19 protein-coding genes are annotated in these 17821 nt (G+C 57.2%); 12 read left to right on the top strand and 7 right to left on the bottom strand.

Translation table 11 applies throughout. The features are described from left to right. Nucleotides 1–45 precede the first annotated feature (45 nt). From V6942_RS00520 to V6942_RS00500, 5 genes are read right to left on the bottom strand one after another with little or no spacing between them, the layout of a single operon-like run. Complete coding sequence (locus tag V6942_RS00520) at nucleotides 46–678, bottom strand: ATP-binding cassette domain-containing protein (RefSeq protein ID WP_106926516.1); 633 nt, start codon at nucleotides 676–678, stop codon at nucleotides 46–48. Further along, nucleotides 678–2213 (bottom strand): thiamine ABC transporter permease, encoded by a 1536-nt coding sequence (locus V6942_RS00515; RefSeq protein WP_333500694.1) that lies wholly within the window; start codon nucleotides 2211–2213, stop codon nucleotides 678–680. The genes V6942_RS00520 and V6942_RS00515 overlap by 1 nt, the downstream gene beginning before the upstream one ends. Continuing rightward, a complete protein-coding gene (locus tag V6942_RS00510) occupies nucleotides 2186–3373 on the bottom strand; it encodes an ABC transporter substrate-binding protein (RefSeq protein ID WP_420107824.1) in 1188 nt (395 codons plus the stop codon). Before V6942_RS00510 ends, V6942_RS00515 begins: the two co-directional genes overlap by 28 nt. After that, complete coding sequence (locus tag V6942_RS00505) at nucleotides 3373–4065, bottom strand: TVP38/TMEM64 family protein (RefSeq protein ID WP_106926520.1); 693 nt, start codon at nucleotides 4063–4065, stop codon at nucleotides 3373–3375. Before V6942_RS00505 ends, V6942_RS00510 begins: the two co-directional genes overlap by 1 nt. Further along, entirely contained in the window at nucleotides 4062–4724 is a 663-nt protein-coding gene (locus V6942_RS00500) for a TVP38/TMEM64 family protein (RefSeq protein ID WP_106926522.1), read from the bottom strand. Before V6942_RS00500 ends, V6942_RS00505 begins: the two co-directional genes overlap by 4 nt. Here V6942_RS00500 and V6942_RS00495 point away from each other — a divergent pair. Further along, nucleotides 4650–4808: a hypothetical protein gene (locus V6942_RS00495; protein ID WP_181357991.1), complete on the top strand. Its 159-nt coding sequence runs from the start codon at nucleotides 4650–4652 to the stop codon at nucleotides 4806–4808. The two genes, V6942_RS00500 and V6942_RS00495, sit on opposite strands and share 75 nt — an antisense overlap. 115 nt (nucleotides 4809–4923) lie before the next feature. Here V6942_RS00495 and xthA read toward each other — a convergent pair whose 3' ends face one another. Beyond that, complete coding sequence (gene xthA / locus V6942_RS00490; RefSeq protein WP_106926524.1) at nucleotides 4924–5727, bottom strand: exodeoxyribonuclease III; 804 nt, start codon at nucleotides 5725–5727, stop codon at nucleotides 4924–4926. Nucleotides 5728–6176: 449 nt separating this feature from the next. Here xthA and V6942_RS00485 point away from each other — a divergent pair, with 449 nt between their 5' ends. The 6 genes from V6942_RS00485 to spy all read left to right on the top strand — a co-directional run bounded on the left by V6942_RS00485 (nucleotide 6177) and on the right by spy (nucleotide 13031). Then, entirely contained in the window at nucleotides 6177–7397 is a 1221-nt protein-coding gene (locus tag V6942_RS00485) for an aspartate aminotransferase family protein (protein WP_182929058.1), read from the top strand. Continuing rightward, a complete protein-coding gene (gene astA / locus V6942_RS00480; RefSeq protein ID WP_333500693.1) occupies nucleotides 7394–8425 on the top strand; it encodes an arginine N-succinyltransferase in 1032 nt (343 codons plus the stop codon). The genes V6942_RS00485 and astA overlap by 4 nt, the downstream gene beginning before the upstream one ends. After that, nucleotides 8425–9903 carry a succinylglutamate-semialdehyde dehydrogenase gene (gene astD, locus V6942_RS00475; protein ID WP_333500692.1) on the top strand — a complete coding sequence of 493 codons (1479 nt, stop codon included), beginning with the start codon at nucleotides 8425–8427 and terminating at the stop codon, nucleotides 9901–9903. The genes astA and astD overlap by 1 nt, the downstream gene beginning before the upstream one ends. Then, on the top strand, nucleotides 9900–11225 hold the full coding sequence (gene astB / locus V6942_RS00470) for an N-succinylarginine dihydrolase (protein WP_333500691.1): 1326 nt from the start codon (nucleotides 9900–9902) through the stop codon (nucleotides 11223–11225). Before astD ends, astB begins: the two co-directional genes overlap by 4 nt. 9 nt (nucleotides 11226–11234) lie before the next feature. Next, nucleotides 11235–12206: a succinylglutamate desuccinylase gene (astE, locus tag V6942_RS00465; RefSeq protein WP_333500690.1), complete on the top strand. Its 972-nt coding sequence runs from the start codon at nucleotides 11235–11237 to the stop codon at nucleotides 12204–12206. 318 nt (nucleotides 12207–12524) lie between these two features. After that, complete coding sequence (spy, locus tag V6942_RS00460) at nucleotides 12525–13031, top strand: ATP-independent periplasmic protein-refolding chaperone Spy (RefSeq protein ID WP_181357992.1); 507 nt, start codon at nucleotides 12525–12527, stop codon at nucleotides 13029–13031. A gap of 81 nt (nucleotides 13032–13112) precedes the next feature. Here the strand turns inward: spy and nadE are convergent, their stop codons facing one another. Further along, the gene (gene nadE, locus V6942_RS00455; protein WP_106926539.1) at nucleotides 13113–13940 is read right to left on the bottom strand and encodes an ammonia-dependent NAD(+) synthetase; all 828 of its coding nucleotides are present in this window, start codon (nucleotides 13938–13940) and stop codon (nucleotides 13113–13115) included. A gap of 217 nt (nucleotides 13941–14157) precedes the next feature. Here nadE and osmE point away from each other — a divergent pair, with 217 nt between their 5' ends. From osmE to chbR, 5 genes are all read left to right on the top strand, one after another. After that, the gene (gene osmE, locus V6942_RS00450) at nucleotides 14158–14499 is read left to right on the top strand and encodes an osmotically-inducible lipoprotein OsmE (protein WP_182929054.1); all 342 of its coding nucleotides are present in this window, start codon (nucleotides 14158–14160) and stop codon (nucleotides 14497–14499) included. 285 nt (nucleotides 14500–14784) lie between these two features. Further along, a complete protein-coding gene (locus V6942_RS00445; protein ID WP_182934707.1) occupies nucleotides 14785–15105 on the top strand; it encodes a PTS sugar transporter subunit IIB in 321 nt (106 codons plus the stop codon). Nucleotides 15106–15185: 80 nt separating this feature from the next. Beyond that, entirely contained in the window at nucleotides 15186–16544 is a 1359-nt protein-coding gene (gene chbC / locus V6942_RS00440) for a PTS N,N'-diacetylchitobiose transporter subunit IIC (RefSeq protein ID WP_106926545.1), read from the top strand. Between the two features lie 54 nt (nucleotides 16545–16598). Beyond that, nucleotides 16599–16946 (top strand): PTS N,N'-diacetylchitobiose transporter subunit IIA, encoded by a 348-nt coding sequence (gene chbA / locus V6942_RS00435; protein ID WP_106926547.1) that lies wholly within the window; start codon nucleotides 16599–16601, stop codon nucleotides 16944–16946. Nucleotides 16947–16971: 25 nt separating this feature from the next. Further along, complete coding sequence (gene chbR, locus V6942_RS00430) at nucleotides 16972–17796, top strand: transcriptional regulator ChbR (RefSeq protein WP_106926549.1); 825 nt, start codon at nucleotides 16972–16974, stop codon at nucleotides 17794–17796. Nucleotides 17797–17821: the final 25 nt, after the last annotated feature.

The following is a 17821-nucleotide window of genomic DNA, read 5'->3' as shown; positions in this document are numbered from 1 at the left end:
CCTCTGCTAAAAGAAATACCTTGCGTTAACGCAGTATTTACCGCGTCAGCGCCAGTCCGCGAGCGGTAAACAGCGGCCGTTCGGCGGCACATCGTCCGGGTCGTGGGTGACCTGAACGACCGGAATCTGCTGCGCGCGTAGCGCGTGAAAGACCCACTGACGAAAGCTGCCGCGCAGCTGTTGATCGAGACGGCTGAACGGTTCATCCAGCAGCAGAGCATCCGGCTGCGCCAGCAGAGCGCGGAGCAAGGCCACCCTGGCGCGCTGACCGCCGGAAAGCGTCGCCGGATCGCGCGAGAAAAACCCGGCCAGCTCCGCGTGGGTCAGCGCTTGTTCAACCTGCGCATTACGTGCGCTGCGCGGCACGCTGGCGGGCAGGGCCAGCCGCAGATTCTGCCCAACGCTCAGATGATCGAACAGCAGCGCGTCCTGAAACAGAATGCCGATGCGCCGCTGCTCGGTAGGCAGCGCATCGCAGCGGCGGCCGTTGAGCCACAGCTGGCCCTGGCTGCGGAACGCGCCGTCCAGGGCGCCAACCATCCACGAGAAGAGCGTCGATTTTCCGCAGCCGGAAGGCCCCATCAGCGTCACAATTTCACCCGGCGCGACGCTAAAGTTAACCTCGCGCAGCAGGGGCTGCTCTGCCTGCATGAGCGTTAAATTCTGCACCTGTAGCATCAGCGTAGCCCTCGTCTGAAATGGCTGATTCGCCGCGCCAGTAGCGCGGTTAACAAAAAGAAGAACATCGGCAGCAGCGTTTGCCAGAGTCCCTGAGCGGCAAGCGTGGCGGTGGCGCCGCCGCTGCTCAGCGCGACCGCTTCTGTGGTGAGCGTGGGAATGCGCCCGCCGCCGAGCCATTGCGTGGGGAGATATTGCGCGATGCTGACGGAAAAGCCGACGGCCAACGCAGAGAGCAGGGGGCGGATGACCAGCGGGCACTTTAGCTGTAAAAAGACGCGCCCGCGCCCCCATCCCAGCGTGTGTGCCAGCAGCGTCTGGCGCGGGTCTATCTGCCGCCAGGCAGGACGCAGTACAAACAGCATCCAGGGGACGACCCACAGCAGATGTCCCCACAGCACGGTACTGAACAGTCCGTCTACCCAGCCGTACAGCGCTAACTGATACTGCCCGGCGGCCAGCGGCAGCGCCGGCAGCAGCAGCGGCAGATCCAGCCAACGCTGATGCCGCGCAGGCCCCCATTCCAGCCACAGCAGGCAGACGACAGCGCCAATCGTGGCCGACAGCAGCGCCAGCCACAGGCTGTTGCCGATCGTTTCCTGGCCGGGCAGCGCGCCGTGCGCCAGCGCCAGCAGGAACAGCGCGCAAAGCGGGCCGCACAGCGGCAGAAGTTGCCCCAGGCTGCGCCCCGGTAGCAACGGGAAATGCGGCTGCCGTTCGCCGTCAAAGTGCGGCGTGCGGTTTTGCCCGTACCGCCACAGTCGCGCGGCGGCGCTGGCAATGACGGCGAGGGCCGCCAGCAACAGCAGGCAGGCCAGTGCGCCTTTGGCCTGCGTGTCGACGTCGCCGTCGTTCAACCACTGCCAGGCCAGGACTGCCAGCGTCGGCGGGTTCCCCGGGCCGACTATCATGGCGACGTCGACCACTGAAAGCGTCCAGGCGGTGGTCGCCAGCAGCGCAACGCTGAGCGATGGCATCAGCGAGGGCAGGATCACCCGATTAAGACACTGGCCGCGCCCGTAGCCGAGACTTTTGAACACCACCACCTGTTCCGCCAGCCGCCGCTCGCCGAGCAGCGCCCAACAGACCCATAGCAGAAAGCCGCTTTCTTTCACCGCCAGCACCAGCCCGAGTCCGATGCCATAGCGATCCTGAATCGGGCTCAGGGCCGGCAGCAGCCGATACAGCGCGCCGCCTTCGGCAAACAGCAGCAGCGCCGCGCTGGCAAAGGCCACATGCGGCAGCGCCAGCAGCCACGGCAGACGCGAGGCCAGCCGCTGCCAGGCGGGAGAGGGCCAAAGGGTGGCGATAATCAGCAGGGTTAACAGCAGCGCGCCGCCGACGGCAATCAGCGTTGAGATAAACGTCGCCGCTGCAGCCTGAGGCAGTTGAGGATCCGCCAGCAGCTGTTGCCAGGAGGATAGCGATAGCACAGGCGCGAAGAGCACACTCGCAGCGGGCAGCAGGGGCAGATAGATGACCAGCATCATGCCCCAGCACAGCAGAATCAGTGCGTACCGTAGCGGCGAAGCCATTCCTGCTCCAGCGCGTTCACCCAGGCAGCGTGCGGCTCAGCCAGCACCGGCGGCGTATCTTCCGGCATCAGCGCCCGCAGCGTTTTTTGCTGGCCGGCGCTGAGCGTTGCCGGGTTGAGCACGCTCGGGTCACCCCATACGGCGGGGTCCGCTTTACGCAGTTGTGCCGTCGGCGACAGCAGGAAATTCGCCACCACCTGCGCTCCGGCGCTGGCCGAGGCATTTGCCGGAATGGTGACGAAGTGAACGTTGCCGAGCATCCCGGAGCGGAAGCTGAAGCTGTAGCTGTCCTTCGGCAGTTGGCCTTTTGCCACTTTCTGTCTGGCGTGCATAGGGTTAAAGGTCAACGACAGGCGTAGCGTGCCGTTGGCCAGCATGCTATCCATCCGCGCGGGCGAGGGCGGGAAATCTTTGCCCTGGCGCCACATCAGCGGATGCAGCCGGTCGAGATAAGCCCACAGCGGCGCGGTAACGGCGGCAAAGCTCTGGGCGTCCGGTGGCAGCTTAAGGGCGTCGGGTTGTGTGGTCAGGTTGATCAGCAGCTGTTCGAGCAACGCGGTGCCGGTAAAGTCCGGCGGACGCGGGTAGGTCACCGTACCTGGATGCGCCTGGGCAAAATCGAGCAGCGCCTGCGGTGATTGCGGCGGCTGCGGCGTTTGCTGCTGACGGGCGATAAAGGTCAGTTGCGCGCTGCCCCACGGTGATTCAGCGCCCTCGACCGGCACGGAAAAGTCTTCACGTACGGGCTTGCTGAGATCGACATAGCGCCAGTTTGGCAGCTGTTCTGCCCAGCCGGTGCGCAGCAGGTTGGCCTCTTTAAGCGTACGGAAGTTCTCACCGTTGACCCATAGCAGGTCGACCGAGCCGCGCTGGGTACGCCCGGCACGGGCTTCGGACTGGATGCGTTTAACCGTATCCGCCGCGTCGGCAATGTGCACAATCCGCAGGTTGATGGCGTAATCACGCTTCACTTCACCGCTGACCCAATCCAGGTAGTGATTGACCGCTTCATCGCCGCCCCAGGCGTTGAACCAAACGGTTTGGCCTTTGGCTTCATGTTCAATTTGCTGCCAGTCGGCGGCGATGGCCGCCGATGAACATAGCGACAGCAGGCCCAGCAGCGCGCCGCGCAGGTAACGGTGTGCTCCGTGATAACGCATCAGGATTTCCTCTTCTGGCGTTCGAGATAAAATGTCTTCGCGACAAAGATAACGATAGTCAGTGCGAACAGAATCAGCAGCCCCGTCACGAACCAGTACGTGCCGCCGGTAAGCATGCTGCCGACCCACGAATAGATGATGGTGGCGGGCAGTTGACCGAGGCCGGTGGCAATCAAAAAGTGGCGAAAGCGCATTGACGTTAGCCCGGCGGCGTAGCTTATCGGATCGAACGGCACGAAAGGCAGCAGGCGGCAGATAAGGATCGTGTGTTTACCGTAGCGTGCAAAAAAACCGTCGACGCCGTTGAGCACCGCTTTTCCGGTGAGCTTTTCTACCACGCCGCGGCCCATAATGCGCGCAATATAAAAACATAGCGCTGCGCCGGCCATCGCGCTGCTCCAGGAGAGCACGCCGCCCCAGAATGCGCCAAACAGCGAGGCGTTGGCAAAGGTGATCAAAAACGCCGGCAGCGGCGCGGCGATAGCCTGAAAAATCATCAGCAGAAACGAGACGATCGCCGCTTGCGAACCGTAGGCGCGAATAAAACGCTCGATGCCCTGCTGGTCTACCGCCAGAAAGGCATCGAGGCTATCGCGAACGAACGCATGTACGCCGGGAATCAATAGCCATGCGAGCACCAGCGCCGTCAGCGCGGCAATCATCAGCAGTCGGGCGTACCAGATAGGCTTCATTTCTCGTCCTCTTCGGCCAGCGCAATGTGCTTATGGCGTGCGTAAGCCTTGGCCGCCTGTACCAGCGCAAACAGCACCAGCCCGGCAAGGCTAAGCTGAAGCACAAAGGTCAGGGTGATGCCTTCCGCCGCCAGTTTGCTGGCCATCAACGTATAGATAACAATCCCCGGCAGGGTTGTGAGCGCAGAAACCAGGGTGTATGACCAGAATGGCATAGACGTTAAGCCGTACGCGTAGTTCTGAATATTATACGGAAACAGCGGGATAAGTCGGGTCAGGATCAGAAAATCAATGCCGCTGTGGGCGATGCCGCGCTCGATAGCCTGAAAGGTGCGGGTATGGCCGACGTATTTGAGCACCAGCGCGCGTCCCAACCCGCGGGCCAGCAAAAAAGAGAGCGCCGAGGCAACGGTCGCGGCGATAAGCGACAGCAGCGTACCGAGCCATGGGCCGAATACCATGCCCGCCGCCAGCACCAGGACGCTGCCCGGCAGCAGGCAGAGCGACGCGAGCACAAACAGGGTGATGTAAAGCGCATAGCCCATCGCGCCGCTTTGCTGCACGGTATCCTGTAATTGACGTAAATGGGTGACCAGCTCAATCAGGCCGATGCGGTGTATCAGAAAGGACAGCAGTGCGACAACGGCAACAATCAGCAGGAGCTTAACGGCTGCGTGGTTGCGACTTCTTTTGCATGGGGGTCCTCCTGCCGGGAAGAAAAGGTGCGCGCGACGGTATTATAGAACGGCCATCTCGGCAAGGATTTCGCGCCTGTTTGTTGATTTTGCTCAGGATTTTTACAAAGCTGCGTTAACGCGACGCCCTTTACGTCAGCAAAGCGCGCCGCGCGGCAACCGATTATTTAAACGTCGCCCATACCGGCGCGTGGTCCGACGGTTTTTCCATCCCGCGGATCTCATAATCGATGCCGGTTTCCACGCAGCGTGCTGCCAGCGGCTGGCTGGCCAGCAGCAGGTCTATGCGCAGGCCACGATTGTCGTCAAACCCTTTGGAGCGGTAATCAAACCACGAGAAGCGGTCGTTGGTTTCCGGATTGGCGTGACGGAAGGTATCCACCAGACCCCAGCCGAGCAGACGCTGCATCCATTCACGCTCTTCTGGCAGGAACGAACATTTACCGGTGCGCAGCCAGCGCTTGCGGTTCTCTTCGCCGATACCGATGTCGAGATCGGTCGGGCTGATGTTCATATCCCCCATAATCAGTACCGGGTTATCTTTGTTCAGCCGGGTTTCCAGGTAATCCTGCAGATCCTGATAGAACTTGGTCTTGGCCGGGAATTTGGTTTCGTGATCGCGGCTTTCTCCCTGCGGGAAGTAGCCATTGATTACCGTCACGTTGCCAAACGGCGACGGCACTTCGGCAATGATAATGCGGCGCTGAGCGTCTTCGTCATCGTTCGGGAAGCCGCGATAAACCGCTACCGGCTCGGCCTTGGTCAGCAGCGCCACGCCATAGTGACCTTTCTGGCCATGATAGAAAATGTGATAGCCGAGCTTTGCCACTTCTTCCAGAGGAAACATGTCATCGTGAACTTTTGTCTCCTGTAGACCAATCACGTCGGGCTGATGCTTTTCGACAATGGCTTCCAGTTGATGAGGACGGGCGCGCAGGCCGTTGATATTAAAAGAGACAAATTTCATAGTCGTTGCCACTTTGCAGAGTGAATTGTGACGGGATAGTAGCAGAATTTAACGTCAGCCGCTGCCTTCACTCCGCGGTATCGCCAATTTCTTTGATGGCTGCTGCCATCTTCCCGAGCAAAATGTGCACCAGGTTGAGGCAATCTGCGCCGTGATGAAGCGTAAAGCTACGATAAATTTCGCAGTGGATCACAAATCCAGAATGATATTTTGCTGATGCATAACATTTCTTAATTTTGCCCTGCAAAGCGCCGTTAATGCCTTAATATTCACTTTTTATGCGCATTTATTGAATGGTGATGGTGTGTAACCTATTGATATTTCGTTTGCAGTCCGCGTTTATGCAGTTTTCTCTCTCGCTGGCACGAACCGTGCAATCTACATTTACAGTGAAAAACACTCAAATAATTAACATAAATTAAACCATTCATTTACCTGTAGAGGTCGCTATGTCTCAGTCAATCAGCCGTCAAGATTTTGATCAGTGGATGATGCCGGTTTATGCACCGGCACCGTTTATTCCGGTTCGCGGTGAGGGCGCCTGGCTGTGGGATCAACAGGGGAAAGGCTATATCGATTTTGCTGGCGGTATCGCGGTAAATGCGCTGGGACACGCCCACCCGGCGATGATACGTGCGCTGACCGAGCAGGCGGCAAAATTCTGGCATACCGGTAATGGCTACACCAACGAACCGGCGCTGCGACTGGCAAAGCAGCTGATCGATGCCACGTTTGCCGACCGCGTGTTTTTCTGTAACTCCGGCGCCGAAGCTAACGAAGCGGCACTGAAGACGGCGCGTAAGTATGCGCACGACAAGTTTGGCAGCCATAAGAGTGGGATCGTGGCCTTTAAGAATGCGTTTCACGGCCGCACGCTGTTTACCGTAACCGCCGGCGGGCAGCCCGCCTACTCGCAGGACTTCGCGCCGCTGCCGGGGGAGATCCGTCACGGGGTATATAACGACATCGACTCGGCCAGCGTGCTGATTGATGACGATACCTGTGCCGTTATCGTGGAGCCTATCCAGGGCGAAGGTGGCGTGGTACCGGCATCGGGTGAATTTTTACAGGCGCTACGTGCGCTGTGCGATCGTCACCACGCGGCGCTGATTTTTGATGAGGTGCAGACCGGCGTAGGGCGTAGCGGAGAACTCTATGCGTATCAGCATTATGGCGTGACGCCGGATCTGCTGACGACCGCCAAAGCGTTGGGCGGTGGCTTCCCGATTGGCGCGCTGCTGGCACGCGATGCGTATGCCAGCGTGATGACGGTGGGGACGCACGGCACCACCTATGGCGGTAACCCGCTGGCCTGTGCGGTGGCCGGTGAAGTGCTGTCGATCGTGAATACGCCGCAGGTGTTAAACGGGGTGAAGCAGCGCGAACAGTGGTTCAAAGAACGCCTGCAGGCGATTAACCACCAGTTTGCGTTATTTAAAGAGATCCGCGGCGTTGGCCTGCTGATTGGCTGCGCGCTGCGGGATGAGTATGCCGGGAAGGCGAAGCTGATAAGCCAACTGGCGGCTGAAGAGGGGCTGATGGTGCTGATTGCCGGGGCTAACGTGGTGCGTTTTGCGCCGGCGCTGATTATCAAAGAAGACGATGTGACCCTTGGCCTCAATCGCTTCGCCGCCGCCTGTGAACGGTTCATTGCGGGAGAATCATCATGATGATTATCCGTCCGGTCGGCGTAGACGATCTGCCCGGCCTCTATACGCTGGCGGGGGAAACGGGCGGCGGGCTGACCTCACTGCCGGCCGACAAACAGACCCTGGCGGCGCGTATCGCCCGCTCGCAGGCCACCTGGCAGGGCACGCTGCCGCGCGGCGACCAGGGCTATGTTTTTGTCCTGGAAGATACCCGCAGCGGCGCGGTGGTTGGGGTGTGCGCGATTGAGGTCGCCGTTGGCATCAACGATCCCTGGTATAACTACCGGGTCGGTACGTTGGTACATGCCTCGAAGGAGCTGAACGTGTATAACGCGCTGCCGACGCTGTTCCTGACCAACGATCATACCGGCAGCAGCGAGCTGTGTACCTTGTTTCTCGACCCGGCGTGGCGCAAAGAAAGTAATGGCCACCTGCTGTCCTCGTCGCGTTTTCTGTTTATGGCGGCTTTTCGCGATCGCTTTAACCACAAGGTGGTGGCGGAAATGCGCGGGGTAATTGATGAGCACGGTTATTCGCCGTTCTGGGAAAGCCTGGGCAAACGCTTTTTTTCTATGGAGTTTGCTCGCGCGGATTACCTGTGCGGCACCGGGCAAAAGGCGTTTATCGCTGAGCTGATGCCAAAGCATCCGATCTACACCGATTTCCTGAGCGAAGAAGCGCGGGCAGTGATAGGCCAGGTGCATCCGCAAACGGCTCCCGCGCGGGCGGTGCTGGAAAAAGAAGGCTTTCGCTACCGTGACTATGTCGACATTTTCGACGGTGGCCCGACGCTGGAATGTGAAATTGACCGGGTGCGCGCGGTGCGTAAAAGTCGTCTGGTGACGGTGGCTGAAGGCGAACCCGGCGGTGACGACCTGCCGCTGTGCGTAGTGGCTAACGAACAGTACCAGCATTATCGCGCCATGCTGGTTCACGCTGACCCGGCGAGTGACAGCCTGAGCTTAAGCGCCGAACAGCGAGATGCGCTGAACTGCCATCCTGGCGATAACGTACGCCTGGTGCGCCTGTGCCCAGAGGAGAAAAAATAATGAGCCTGTGGATTAATGGAACCTGGCTTGCTGGCGATGGCCCGCGTCGCCAGCGCGCAAACCCGGTAAGCGGTGAAACGGTGTGGCAGGGGCACGACGCGAGCGTACAGCAGGTGGCCCTGGCCGTGGACGCGGCGCGGGCGGCGTTTCCCGCCTGGGCGCGCCGGCCGTTCGGCGAACGTCAGCAGATTGTTGAGGCCTTTGCCGGGCTGCTTGAGGCGAATAAGGCGGGGTTGACGGAAACCCTGGCACGCGAGACGGCCAAACCGCGCTGGGAAGCGGCGACCGAGGTGGCGGCGATGATCAACAAAATCGCCATTTCCGTGAAGGCCTATCACAGCCGGACCGGCGAAAGCCAGGCCGATATGGCCGACGGGGCCGCAACGCTGCGGCACCGCCCGCACGGCGTGCTGGCGGTTTTCGGTCCCTACAACTTTCCCGGTCATTTGCCGAACGGGCATATCATACCGGCGCTGTTGGCAGGCAACACGGTGGTGTTTAAACCCAGCGAACTGACGCCAGATTGCGCGCAGGCGGTGGTGAAACTGTGGGAACGGGCGGGGCTGCCGCCGGGCGTACTTAACCTGGTTCAGGGCGGGCGGGAGACCGGGGAGGCGCTGAGCGCCCAGCCGGGAATCGACGGCGTGCTGTTTACCGGCAGCTCGGCGACCGGTTTCCATCTGCATCGTCAGCTGGCCGGTCAGCCGCAGAAGATACTCGCGCTGGAAATGGGCGGCAACAACCCGCTTATCGTCGATGAACCTGCGGATATTGACGCTGCCGTACATTTGACCATTCAGTCGGCGTTTATCACCGCCGGCCAGCGTTGTACCTGCGCGCGCCGTCTGCTGGTGAAACGCGGCGCGCTGGGCGATGCGTTCCTGCAGCGGCTGGTCGAGGTGAGCGGACGGATTATTCCGGCCGCCTGGGACGCTGAACCGCAGCCGTTTATCGGTGGGCTGATTTCTGCGCAGGCCGCCGAACGCGTGTATCAGGCCTGGCAAATGCAGGTGGAAAAGGGCGGCGTGACGCTGCTGGCCCCGCGTCTTCTCCAGCCGGGAACATCGCTGCTCACGCCGGGGATTGTTGATCTGAGCGAAGCGCGCGATCTGGCTGATGAAGAGGTCTTTGGCCCGCTATTGGGCGTCTGGCGTTATGATGATTTCGATCGGGCTATCGCGCTGGCGAACGCGACGCGTTACGGGCTTTCCTGCGGATTGATTTCGCCGGACCGGCACAAGTTTGACCGTCTGCTGCTGGAGGCGCGCGCCGGGATCGTGAACTGGAATAAACCGTTAACCGGCGCGGCCAGCACCGCACCGTTTGGCGGCGTGGGTGCATCGGGCAACCATCGTCCAGGTGCCTGGTACGCTGCGGATTATTGCGCATGGCCAATGGCCAGCCTCGAATCGCCGACGCTGGTGCTGCCTGCCGCGCTTAATCCCGGGCTGGATTTTCAGCGTGAGGTGCCCTCATGAACGCCTGGGAGGTTAACTTCGATGGCCTGCCGGGTCTGACGCACCACTACGCCGGGCTGTCGTTTGGCAACGAGGCGTCGACGCGTAATCAACATCAGGTATCGAATCCACAGCGAGCGGCCAGACAAGGGCTGCTGAAAATGAAGGCGCTGGCTGATGCCGGTTTCCCGCAGGGGGTGATTCCGCCGCAGGAACGGCCCAACGTGACGCTGCTGCGTCAGCTTGGGTTTAGCGGCCGCGACGAGCAGGTGCTGGCGAAAGCCGCGACGCAGGCGCCAGCGCTGCTCAGCGCCGCCAGTTCGGCGTCGGCGATGTGGGTGGCGAATGCGGCGACGGTATGCCCCTCCGCCGACGCGCTGGACGGAAAGGTCCATTTGACGGTTGCCAATTTGAGCAGCCTGTTGCATCGCGCCAGCGAAGCGCCCACCACCCAGGCCATCCTGCAGGCGATATTTGCCGATCCGGATAAGTTTGCGGTACATGGCCCGCTGCCTGCGGGCACATCGATGGGGGACGAAGGTGCGGCAAACCATAATCGACTGGGGCGTGATTACGGGCAGCCGGGCACTCAGCTGTTTATCTACGGCCGTGATGCGCATGCCAGCACATCACCGCAGCGCTATCCGGCGCGGCAGACCCGCGCCGCTAGCGAAGCGGTGGCCCGGCTTAACCAGATCAATCCCAATCAGGTGATTTTCGCCCAGCAAAATCCGCAGGCGATCGATGGTGGCGTGTTTCATAATGATGTTATCGCCGTCAGTAACCGCCAGGTGCTGTTTTGCCATGAGCAGGCGTTTGTTGACCAGCCGGCGTTATTGCAGCTGCTGGCGCATAAAGTGCCGGGGTTTATGCCCATCGAAGTTCCCCGTGCGAAGGTGACGGTGGCGGAAGCGGTGGCGACCTACCTGTTTAACAGCCAACTGCTGAGTAAGCCTGACGGCAGCATGCTGCTGGTGTTGCCGGGAGAAGTGGAGGAGAACCCGCGCGTCTGGCGTTATCTGAATACGCTGCTGGCGCAGGATAATCCTATCGACGAGCTAAAGATGTTTGATCTGCGCGAAAGCATGGCCAACGGTGGCGGCCCGGCGTGCTTGCGTCTGCGGGTCGTGCTGACCGAAGATGAGCGCCGGGCGGTAAACCCGGCGGTGATGATGAACGATACGCTGTTTGCCACGCTCAATAATTGGGTCGACCGCTATTATCGCGATCGGTTGACTCAGGCCGATCTTGCCGATCCGCTGCTGCTGACAGAAGGGCGCGAAGCGCTCGACCGTCTGACGCAAATTTTACAGCTGGGTTCCCTCTACCCCTTTCAGCGTTAAGGAGGCGGCATGAAACAGTTTCTGGCATTAACGCTGGCGGGGCGGTTGCCGTCGCAGCCCGAAGGGGACATGGGCACGTTTCACTGGGAGTGGCGAGAAGCGGGGGTGCTGCAGCTGACGCCGCACCGCCCTTGCTCGCAGGCGATGGTGCTGTCGGCGGGGATCCACGGTAACGAAACGGCACCGGTCGAAATCCTCGATAAACTGTTGAGCGCGCTGATCGGCGGCAAGCAGGCGCTACGCTGGCATCTGCTGGTGGTGTTAGGTAACCCGCCGGCGCTGCGTGATAACAAGCGCTACCTGCACAGCGATCTTAACCGCATGTTCGGCGGACGCTGGCTGCATTTTCCGGTCAGCGATGAAACCATCCGTGCCGCCAGTCTGGAGCAGACCGTGACGGCATTTTACCAGCGCTGTGCGGCCGACACGCGCTGGCACCTTGATATGCACACCGCCATTCGCGGCTCACATCACCCGCGCTTTGGCGTCCTGCCGGCGCGCGAGCTGCCTTGGGAGCCGGAGTTTTTAAGCTGGTTAGGCTCAGCGGGGCTTCAGGCGCTGGTGTTTCATCAGGCACCGGGCGGCACGTTCAGCCATTTTACTAGCGAGGCCTTTGCGGCGCTGTCATGCACGCTGGAGCTGGGTAAAGCGCGGCCGTTTGGGCAAAACGATCTGAGTCAGTTTGCCCTGGTGGAACGACAGTTGGCCAATCTGCTGGCGGACGAGCGCGGCGGCGGCTGTGCAACGCCGCCGCTCAACTACCGGGTGGTACAAGAAATAACGCGTCGCAGCGCTGAGTTCCAGCTGCACATGTCGGCACAGACGTTGAACTTTACGCCGTTTGCCAAAGGGACGCTGCTGGCGCAGGACGGCGAGATCCGCTACGTGGTGCAATCGCCCTGCGAGTACGTGCTGTTTCCTAACCCTGACGTCGCGCTGGGTATGCGGGCGGGGCTCATGCTTGAACGTCTTCCCCCATAATATAAAAAAGCCGCACATCATGGTGTTGCGGCTTTTTATTATTTCTCCTCGAGGATATTGCAGAATATTCCTGGTGTTTTGCTTTATTAATAAACATGCTTGCTTTATACTTCTTCAAAATCTCTTCTTAATCAGCATATTGCATATTTTTGTTGCAACTCTCCACAGTTTATCCTTAATTTCCTCATAATTGTCGTAAAATTGTTTTTTACACTTTCATTGTTTTACCTACACTCTGATTATTTGACGATAAACCCCGTAAAGTTAATCTCGTCAACACGGCAATGCGCCGTCAGAATAACTGAAAGTAAGGACTTGATGATGAAAAAATTAACTGCACTGTTTGTTGCTTCTACCCTGGCTCTGGGCGCGGCTAATCTGGCTCACGCTGCGGATACCACCACGACCACCGCGGCAGATGCGACGCAGCCGGCCGGTAAGATGATGCATCATCACAAAGGTAAGATGGGCCCACGTCACGATATGATGTTCCAGGGGCTGAACCTGACCGATGCACAGAAACAGCAGATTCGCGACATTATGAAAGACAGCCGCGAACACATGAAACGCCCGCCGCAGGAAGAGATGCGTGCAATGCACAGCCTGATTGCCAGCGACAGCTTCGACAAAGCTAAGGCTGAAGCACAGATTAACAAGATGGAAGAGCAGCATAAGACCATGATGCTGTCTCGTCTGGAAACCCAGAACAAGATTTACAACATTTTAACGCCGGAACAGAAAAAGCAGTTTAATGCTAATTTTGAGAAGCGTCTGACAGAACATAATGCACCGGAAGGTAAAATGCCTCCTGCGCCTGCCGAATAATCGACCCGGCATACGATCTTAAGACCGCCGAAGTTGCCCATAAATGCCGATGGCTATGGGCAGCTCCGGCGGTTTTCTCATTTATCGCTTCCAGAAGTCATCAAAAACGGTAATCGGCGGACGGCGTTTGTGCTCCGTCTTCAGATACCAGCCTTCGATAATCTTCGCCTGTTCAGGCGCCAGGGTTTTACCTTCCAGATAGTCGTCAATGTTGTCATAAGTGACGCCCAGCGCGACCTCGTCCGGCAGAGAAGGGCGGGAATCTTCAAGGTCAGCGGTGGGGGCTTTCAGATAAAGATGCTCAGGGCAGCCCAGCGCGGCGAGCAGCTGTTTGCCTTGGCGCTTGTTGAGGCGGAAGATGGGGTTAATGTCGGTGCCGCCGTCGCCGTATTTGGTGAAGAAGCCGGTTATCGCTTCCGCTGCATGATCGGTACCGACCACCACGCCGTGGGTCATCCCCGCGATGCTGTACTGGGCCTTCATGCGCTCACGGGCTTTTTCATTGCCGCGAACGAAGTCGCTCAGCTCAATGCCTGCTTCGCGCAGCGCCTGTTCGCTGGCCAGCACGGCTCCCTTAATATTGACCGTCAGTACGCGGTCCGGCTGAATAAATTCGATGGCATCCTGACAGTCCTGTTCGTCGGCCTGCACGCCATAGGGCAGGCGGACCGCGATAAACTGCAGCGCACTGTCGCCGGTTTCCGCGCGCAGCTCGTTAATGGCCTGTTGGCACAGCTTGCCGGTTAGCGTCGAATCCTGACCGCCGCTGATTCCCAGCACCAGGGATTTGATAAACGGATAGGTTTTCAGATATGCCTTGAGAAAATCCACGCTGCGGCGGATCTCTGCTTGTACATCTATTTGTGGTTTTGCGCCGAGCGCCTGAATGATCTCTTGCTGTAATGCCATTTACCCCTCCGGAATGAGTGTGCCAGCCTTGCCGATAGCCCATCAGAACAAAGTGTTAAAGCTACCTCTTTGACGGTAAAACGACAAGGATCACAGTTTTACCAGAGGTAAATAAATCCGATTCATTAACCTGATTGGCGTTGATTTCGGCGTATCGGTTGATAATTAGCAATATTTATTCCAGGCTTAAAAAACATCGAACGAAAGGAGAGGGAAGATGAAAAAGCATGTTGCAGGACTTCTGGGGGCCGCAGCCGTACTGGCAATGCTGGCAGGCTGTACCGCTTACGATCGTACCAAAGACCAGTTCACACAGCCGGTTGTGAAAGATGTGAAAAAAGGGATGAGCCGTTCACAGGTGATGCAGGTCGCCGGCAAGCCGTCGTCGGAAGTGACGATGATCCACGCACGCGGCACGTGCCAGACCTATATCCTGGGTCAACGTGATGGTAAAGCTGAAACCTACTTTGTGGCCCTGGATGACACCGGTCACGTTATCAATTCCGGCTATCAGACCTGCGCTGAGTACGATACCGATCCGGCGGTTAAGAAGTCATAATCGCGCATCTAGAGGACATCTACGAAAGCCCGACCTTAGCGTCGGGCTTTTTTATCAGATGTCATGCTTATTTCTTGTCGCGAATTATTTTGAGTAAAGTGTGAAGGTAGTCAAAACAAGAGGTCAATGAGAGACAATTTTTGGGTCTTAGGAATTATCGGTAGGCAAATTGTTGCCGTATACTCAAGGCATAAACAGTAGATAACTCATCTGTTACATACGAGGGTTATGGGCACATGGAACATCGCCCGATGATGACAGATTTCACAAGTTGAGGAAGCGTGAATGGAAAAGAAACATATCTATCTTTTTTGCTCTGCCGGAATGTCCACTTCATTGTTGGTATCCAAAATGCGTGCACAGGCTGAGAAATACGAAGTACCGGTCGTGATTGAAGCCTTCTCGGAAACATTTGCCGGTGAGAAAGGTCCGCAGGCTGATGTTATTTTACTCGGCCCGCAAATCGCCTATATGTTGAACGATATTAAAAAGATTTTACCGAACAAGCCGGTTGAGGTTATTGATTCAACGCTGTATGGCAAGGTCGATGGTTTAGGTGTGCTTAAGGCAGCTGTTGCTGCAATTAAAAAAGCAGCTGCGCAGTAATTTTTTTATTTTTCCCGTCAAAGAGTTATTTCATATTTAATCGCCGCAATTTTATTGCGGCCCTTTAAGGGTATTTTTCTATGAGTAAAGTGATCGATTCGCTTGAAAAGGTACTCCTTCCTTTTGCTGTTAAAATAGGAAAGCAGCCACACGTCAATGCCATTAAAAACGGCTTTATTAAATTAATGCCGCTGACCCTCGCGGGGGCCATGTTTGTATTAATTAACAACGTTTTTCTGAGCTTTGGTGAGGGGTCATTCTTCTATTCAATGGGCATTCGTCTGGATGCGTCCACCATTGAAACATTAAACGGCTTTAAAGCCATCGGCGGTAACGTTTATAACGGTACCTTAGGCATTATGTCGCTGATGGCACCTTTCTTTATCGGTTCAGCGTTAGCCGAAGAACGCAAAGTTGACCCGATGGCCGCAGGCTTAATTGCAATTGCTGCGTTTATGACCGTTACACCGTACAGCGTAGGCGAAGCCTATGCCGTAGGCGCTAACTGGTTAGGCGGGGCAAACATTATTTCCGGTATCATTATCGGTCTGGTTGTTGCCGAACTGTTCACCTTTGTGGTGCGCCGTAACTGGGTCATCCGTTTACCGGATAGCGTACCGGGCTCGGTGTCCCGTTCGTTCTCAGCGGTTATCCCGGGGTTCATTATTCTGTCCATCATGGGGATTATCTCCTGGGCGCTGACCCACTGGGGCACCAACTTCCACCAGATCATCATGGACACCATCTCTACGCCGCTGGCTTCTATGGGTCACGTCGTGGGCTGGGCTTACGTTATCTTTACCTCGCTGCTGTGGTTCTTCGGTGTGCACGGTTCCCTGGCGCTTTCCGCGCTGGACAGCGGCATCATGACCCCATGGGCGCTGGAAAACATCTCTCTGTACCAGCAGTACGGTTCTGTTGAAGCCGCGGTTGCCGCCGGTCACCAGTTCCACATGTGGGCGAAGCCGATGCTGGATTCCTACATCTTCCTCGGCGGTACGGGTGCAACGCTGGGTCTGATCATCGCTATCTTCATCGCCTCTCGCCGCGAAGATCACCGTCAGGTTGCTAAGCTGGCGCTGCCGTCAGGCATCTTCCAGATTAACGAACCGATTCTGTTCGGTCTGCCAATCATCATGAACCCGGTTATGTTTATTCCGTTCATCCTGATTCAGCCGCTGCTGGCCGCGATTACCATGACCGCGTATACCCTGGGCATCATCCCGCCAATCACCAACGTGGCGCCATGGACAATGCCAACCGGTCTGGGTGCATTCTTTAACACCAACGGTAGCGTAGCCGCACTGATTCTGGCGCTGTTCAACCTGGGTGTCGCAACGCTGGTCTACATGCCGTTCGTGATTATCTCGAATAAAGCGCAGGCCACCATTGACAAAGAAGAAAGCGAAGAAGACATCGCCGCTGCTCTGAAATTCTAATGCCAATGCGGTATGGAGCGAACCTCCATACCGCCCTCACAAAAGGGAATAAGTATGTTCGATCTGGATAATGTTGTTGCTGAGGACGTGCAGGAAAACGATCTCGAAGAAGTGGTGATGGGTCTGATTATCAACTCAGGTCAGGCGCGTAGCCTGGCATACGCCGCGCTGAAGCAGGCAAAGCAGGGTGAATTTGAGGCCGCGAAGGCGACCATGGAACAGTCCCGCATCGCGCTGAGCGAAGCACACCGCGTACAGACGCAGCTGATTGAAAGCGATGAAGGTGAAGGCCGCATGAAGGTTAGCCTGGTGCTGGTTCATGCGCAGGATCATCTTATGACGTCAATGTTAGCGCGCGAGCTGGTTGCTGAATTGATCGAACTTCACGAGAAGGTACAATAGGCTTTTCCCTATGAGGCAACCAAAGATGATCACCATGGAAATCAACACCGCCCGAGAACAACAGCTCTTTAACGGTAAGAATTTTCATGTCTTCATCTACAACAAAACGGAAAGCATCAGCGGGCTGCACCAGCATGACTACTACGAGTTCACCATCGTACTAACCGGGCGCTATTATCAGGAGATAAACGGCAAGCGGGTCATGCTGGAGCGCGGAGACTTTGTTTTCATCCCGATGGGTTCGCACCACCAGAGCTTTTACGAGTTTGGCGCGACGCGGATCCTCAACGTCGGGATCAGCAAAGACTTCTTCGACACCCATTATCAGGCGCTGGTACCGTTTGCTTTGGTTGCTTCGCAAGTCTATTCGATTAAAAGCACGTTTCTTAGCTACATTGAGTCCGTTATTTCTTCGCTGCATTTTCGTGAAACGGAATTTGACGAATTTATTGAACTGGTTTCCTTCTATGTGATTAACCGCTTGCGGCATTACCGTGAAGAACAGGCGCAGGATGTTACGCCAGCGTGGTTAAAATCCACCGTTGAAGCCATGCATGATAAATTAAAATTTGGTGAAGGTGCCCTGGAAAATATGGTCGAGTTATCCGGAAAAACTCAGGAATACTTAACTCGAGCGACCCAGCGCTACTATGGCAAAACGCCAATGCAGATCATTAATGATATCCGCATTAACTTCGCCAGAAAACAGCTTGAAATAACCAACTACTCGATTACCGATATTGCCTATGAGTCAGGGTATAGCAGCCCAAGTTTGTTTATTAAAACATTCAAAAAGCTCACCTCATTCACGCCGAGCAATTATCGGAAGCAACTGACGGTTATTAAATAACGCGCTGCGGAATTTCGCCGCAGCT

It is taken from the genome of Kluyvera genomosp. 2 (genome assembly GCF_036759865.1).
Classification (GTDB): domain Bacteria; phylum Pseudomonadota; class Gammaproteobacteria; order Enterobacterales; family Enterobacteriaceae; genus Kluyvera; species Kluyvera ascorbata_B.
The sequence above is the reverse complement of the archived record's forward strand: the minus strand, read 5'-3'. Positions and strand labels throughout refer to the sequence as shown.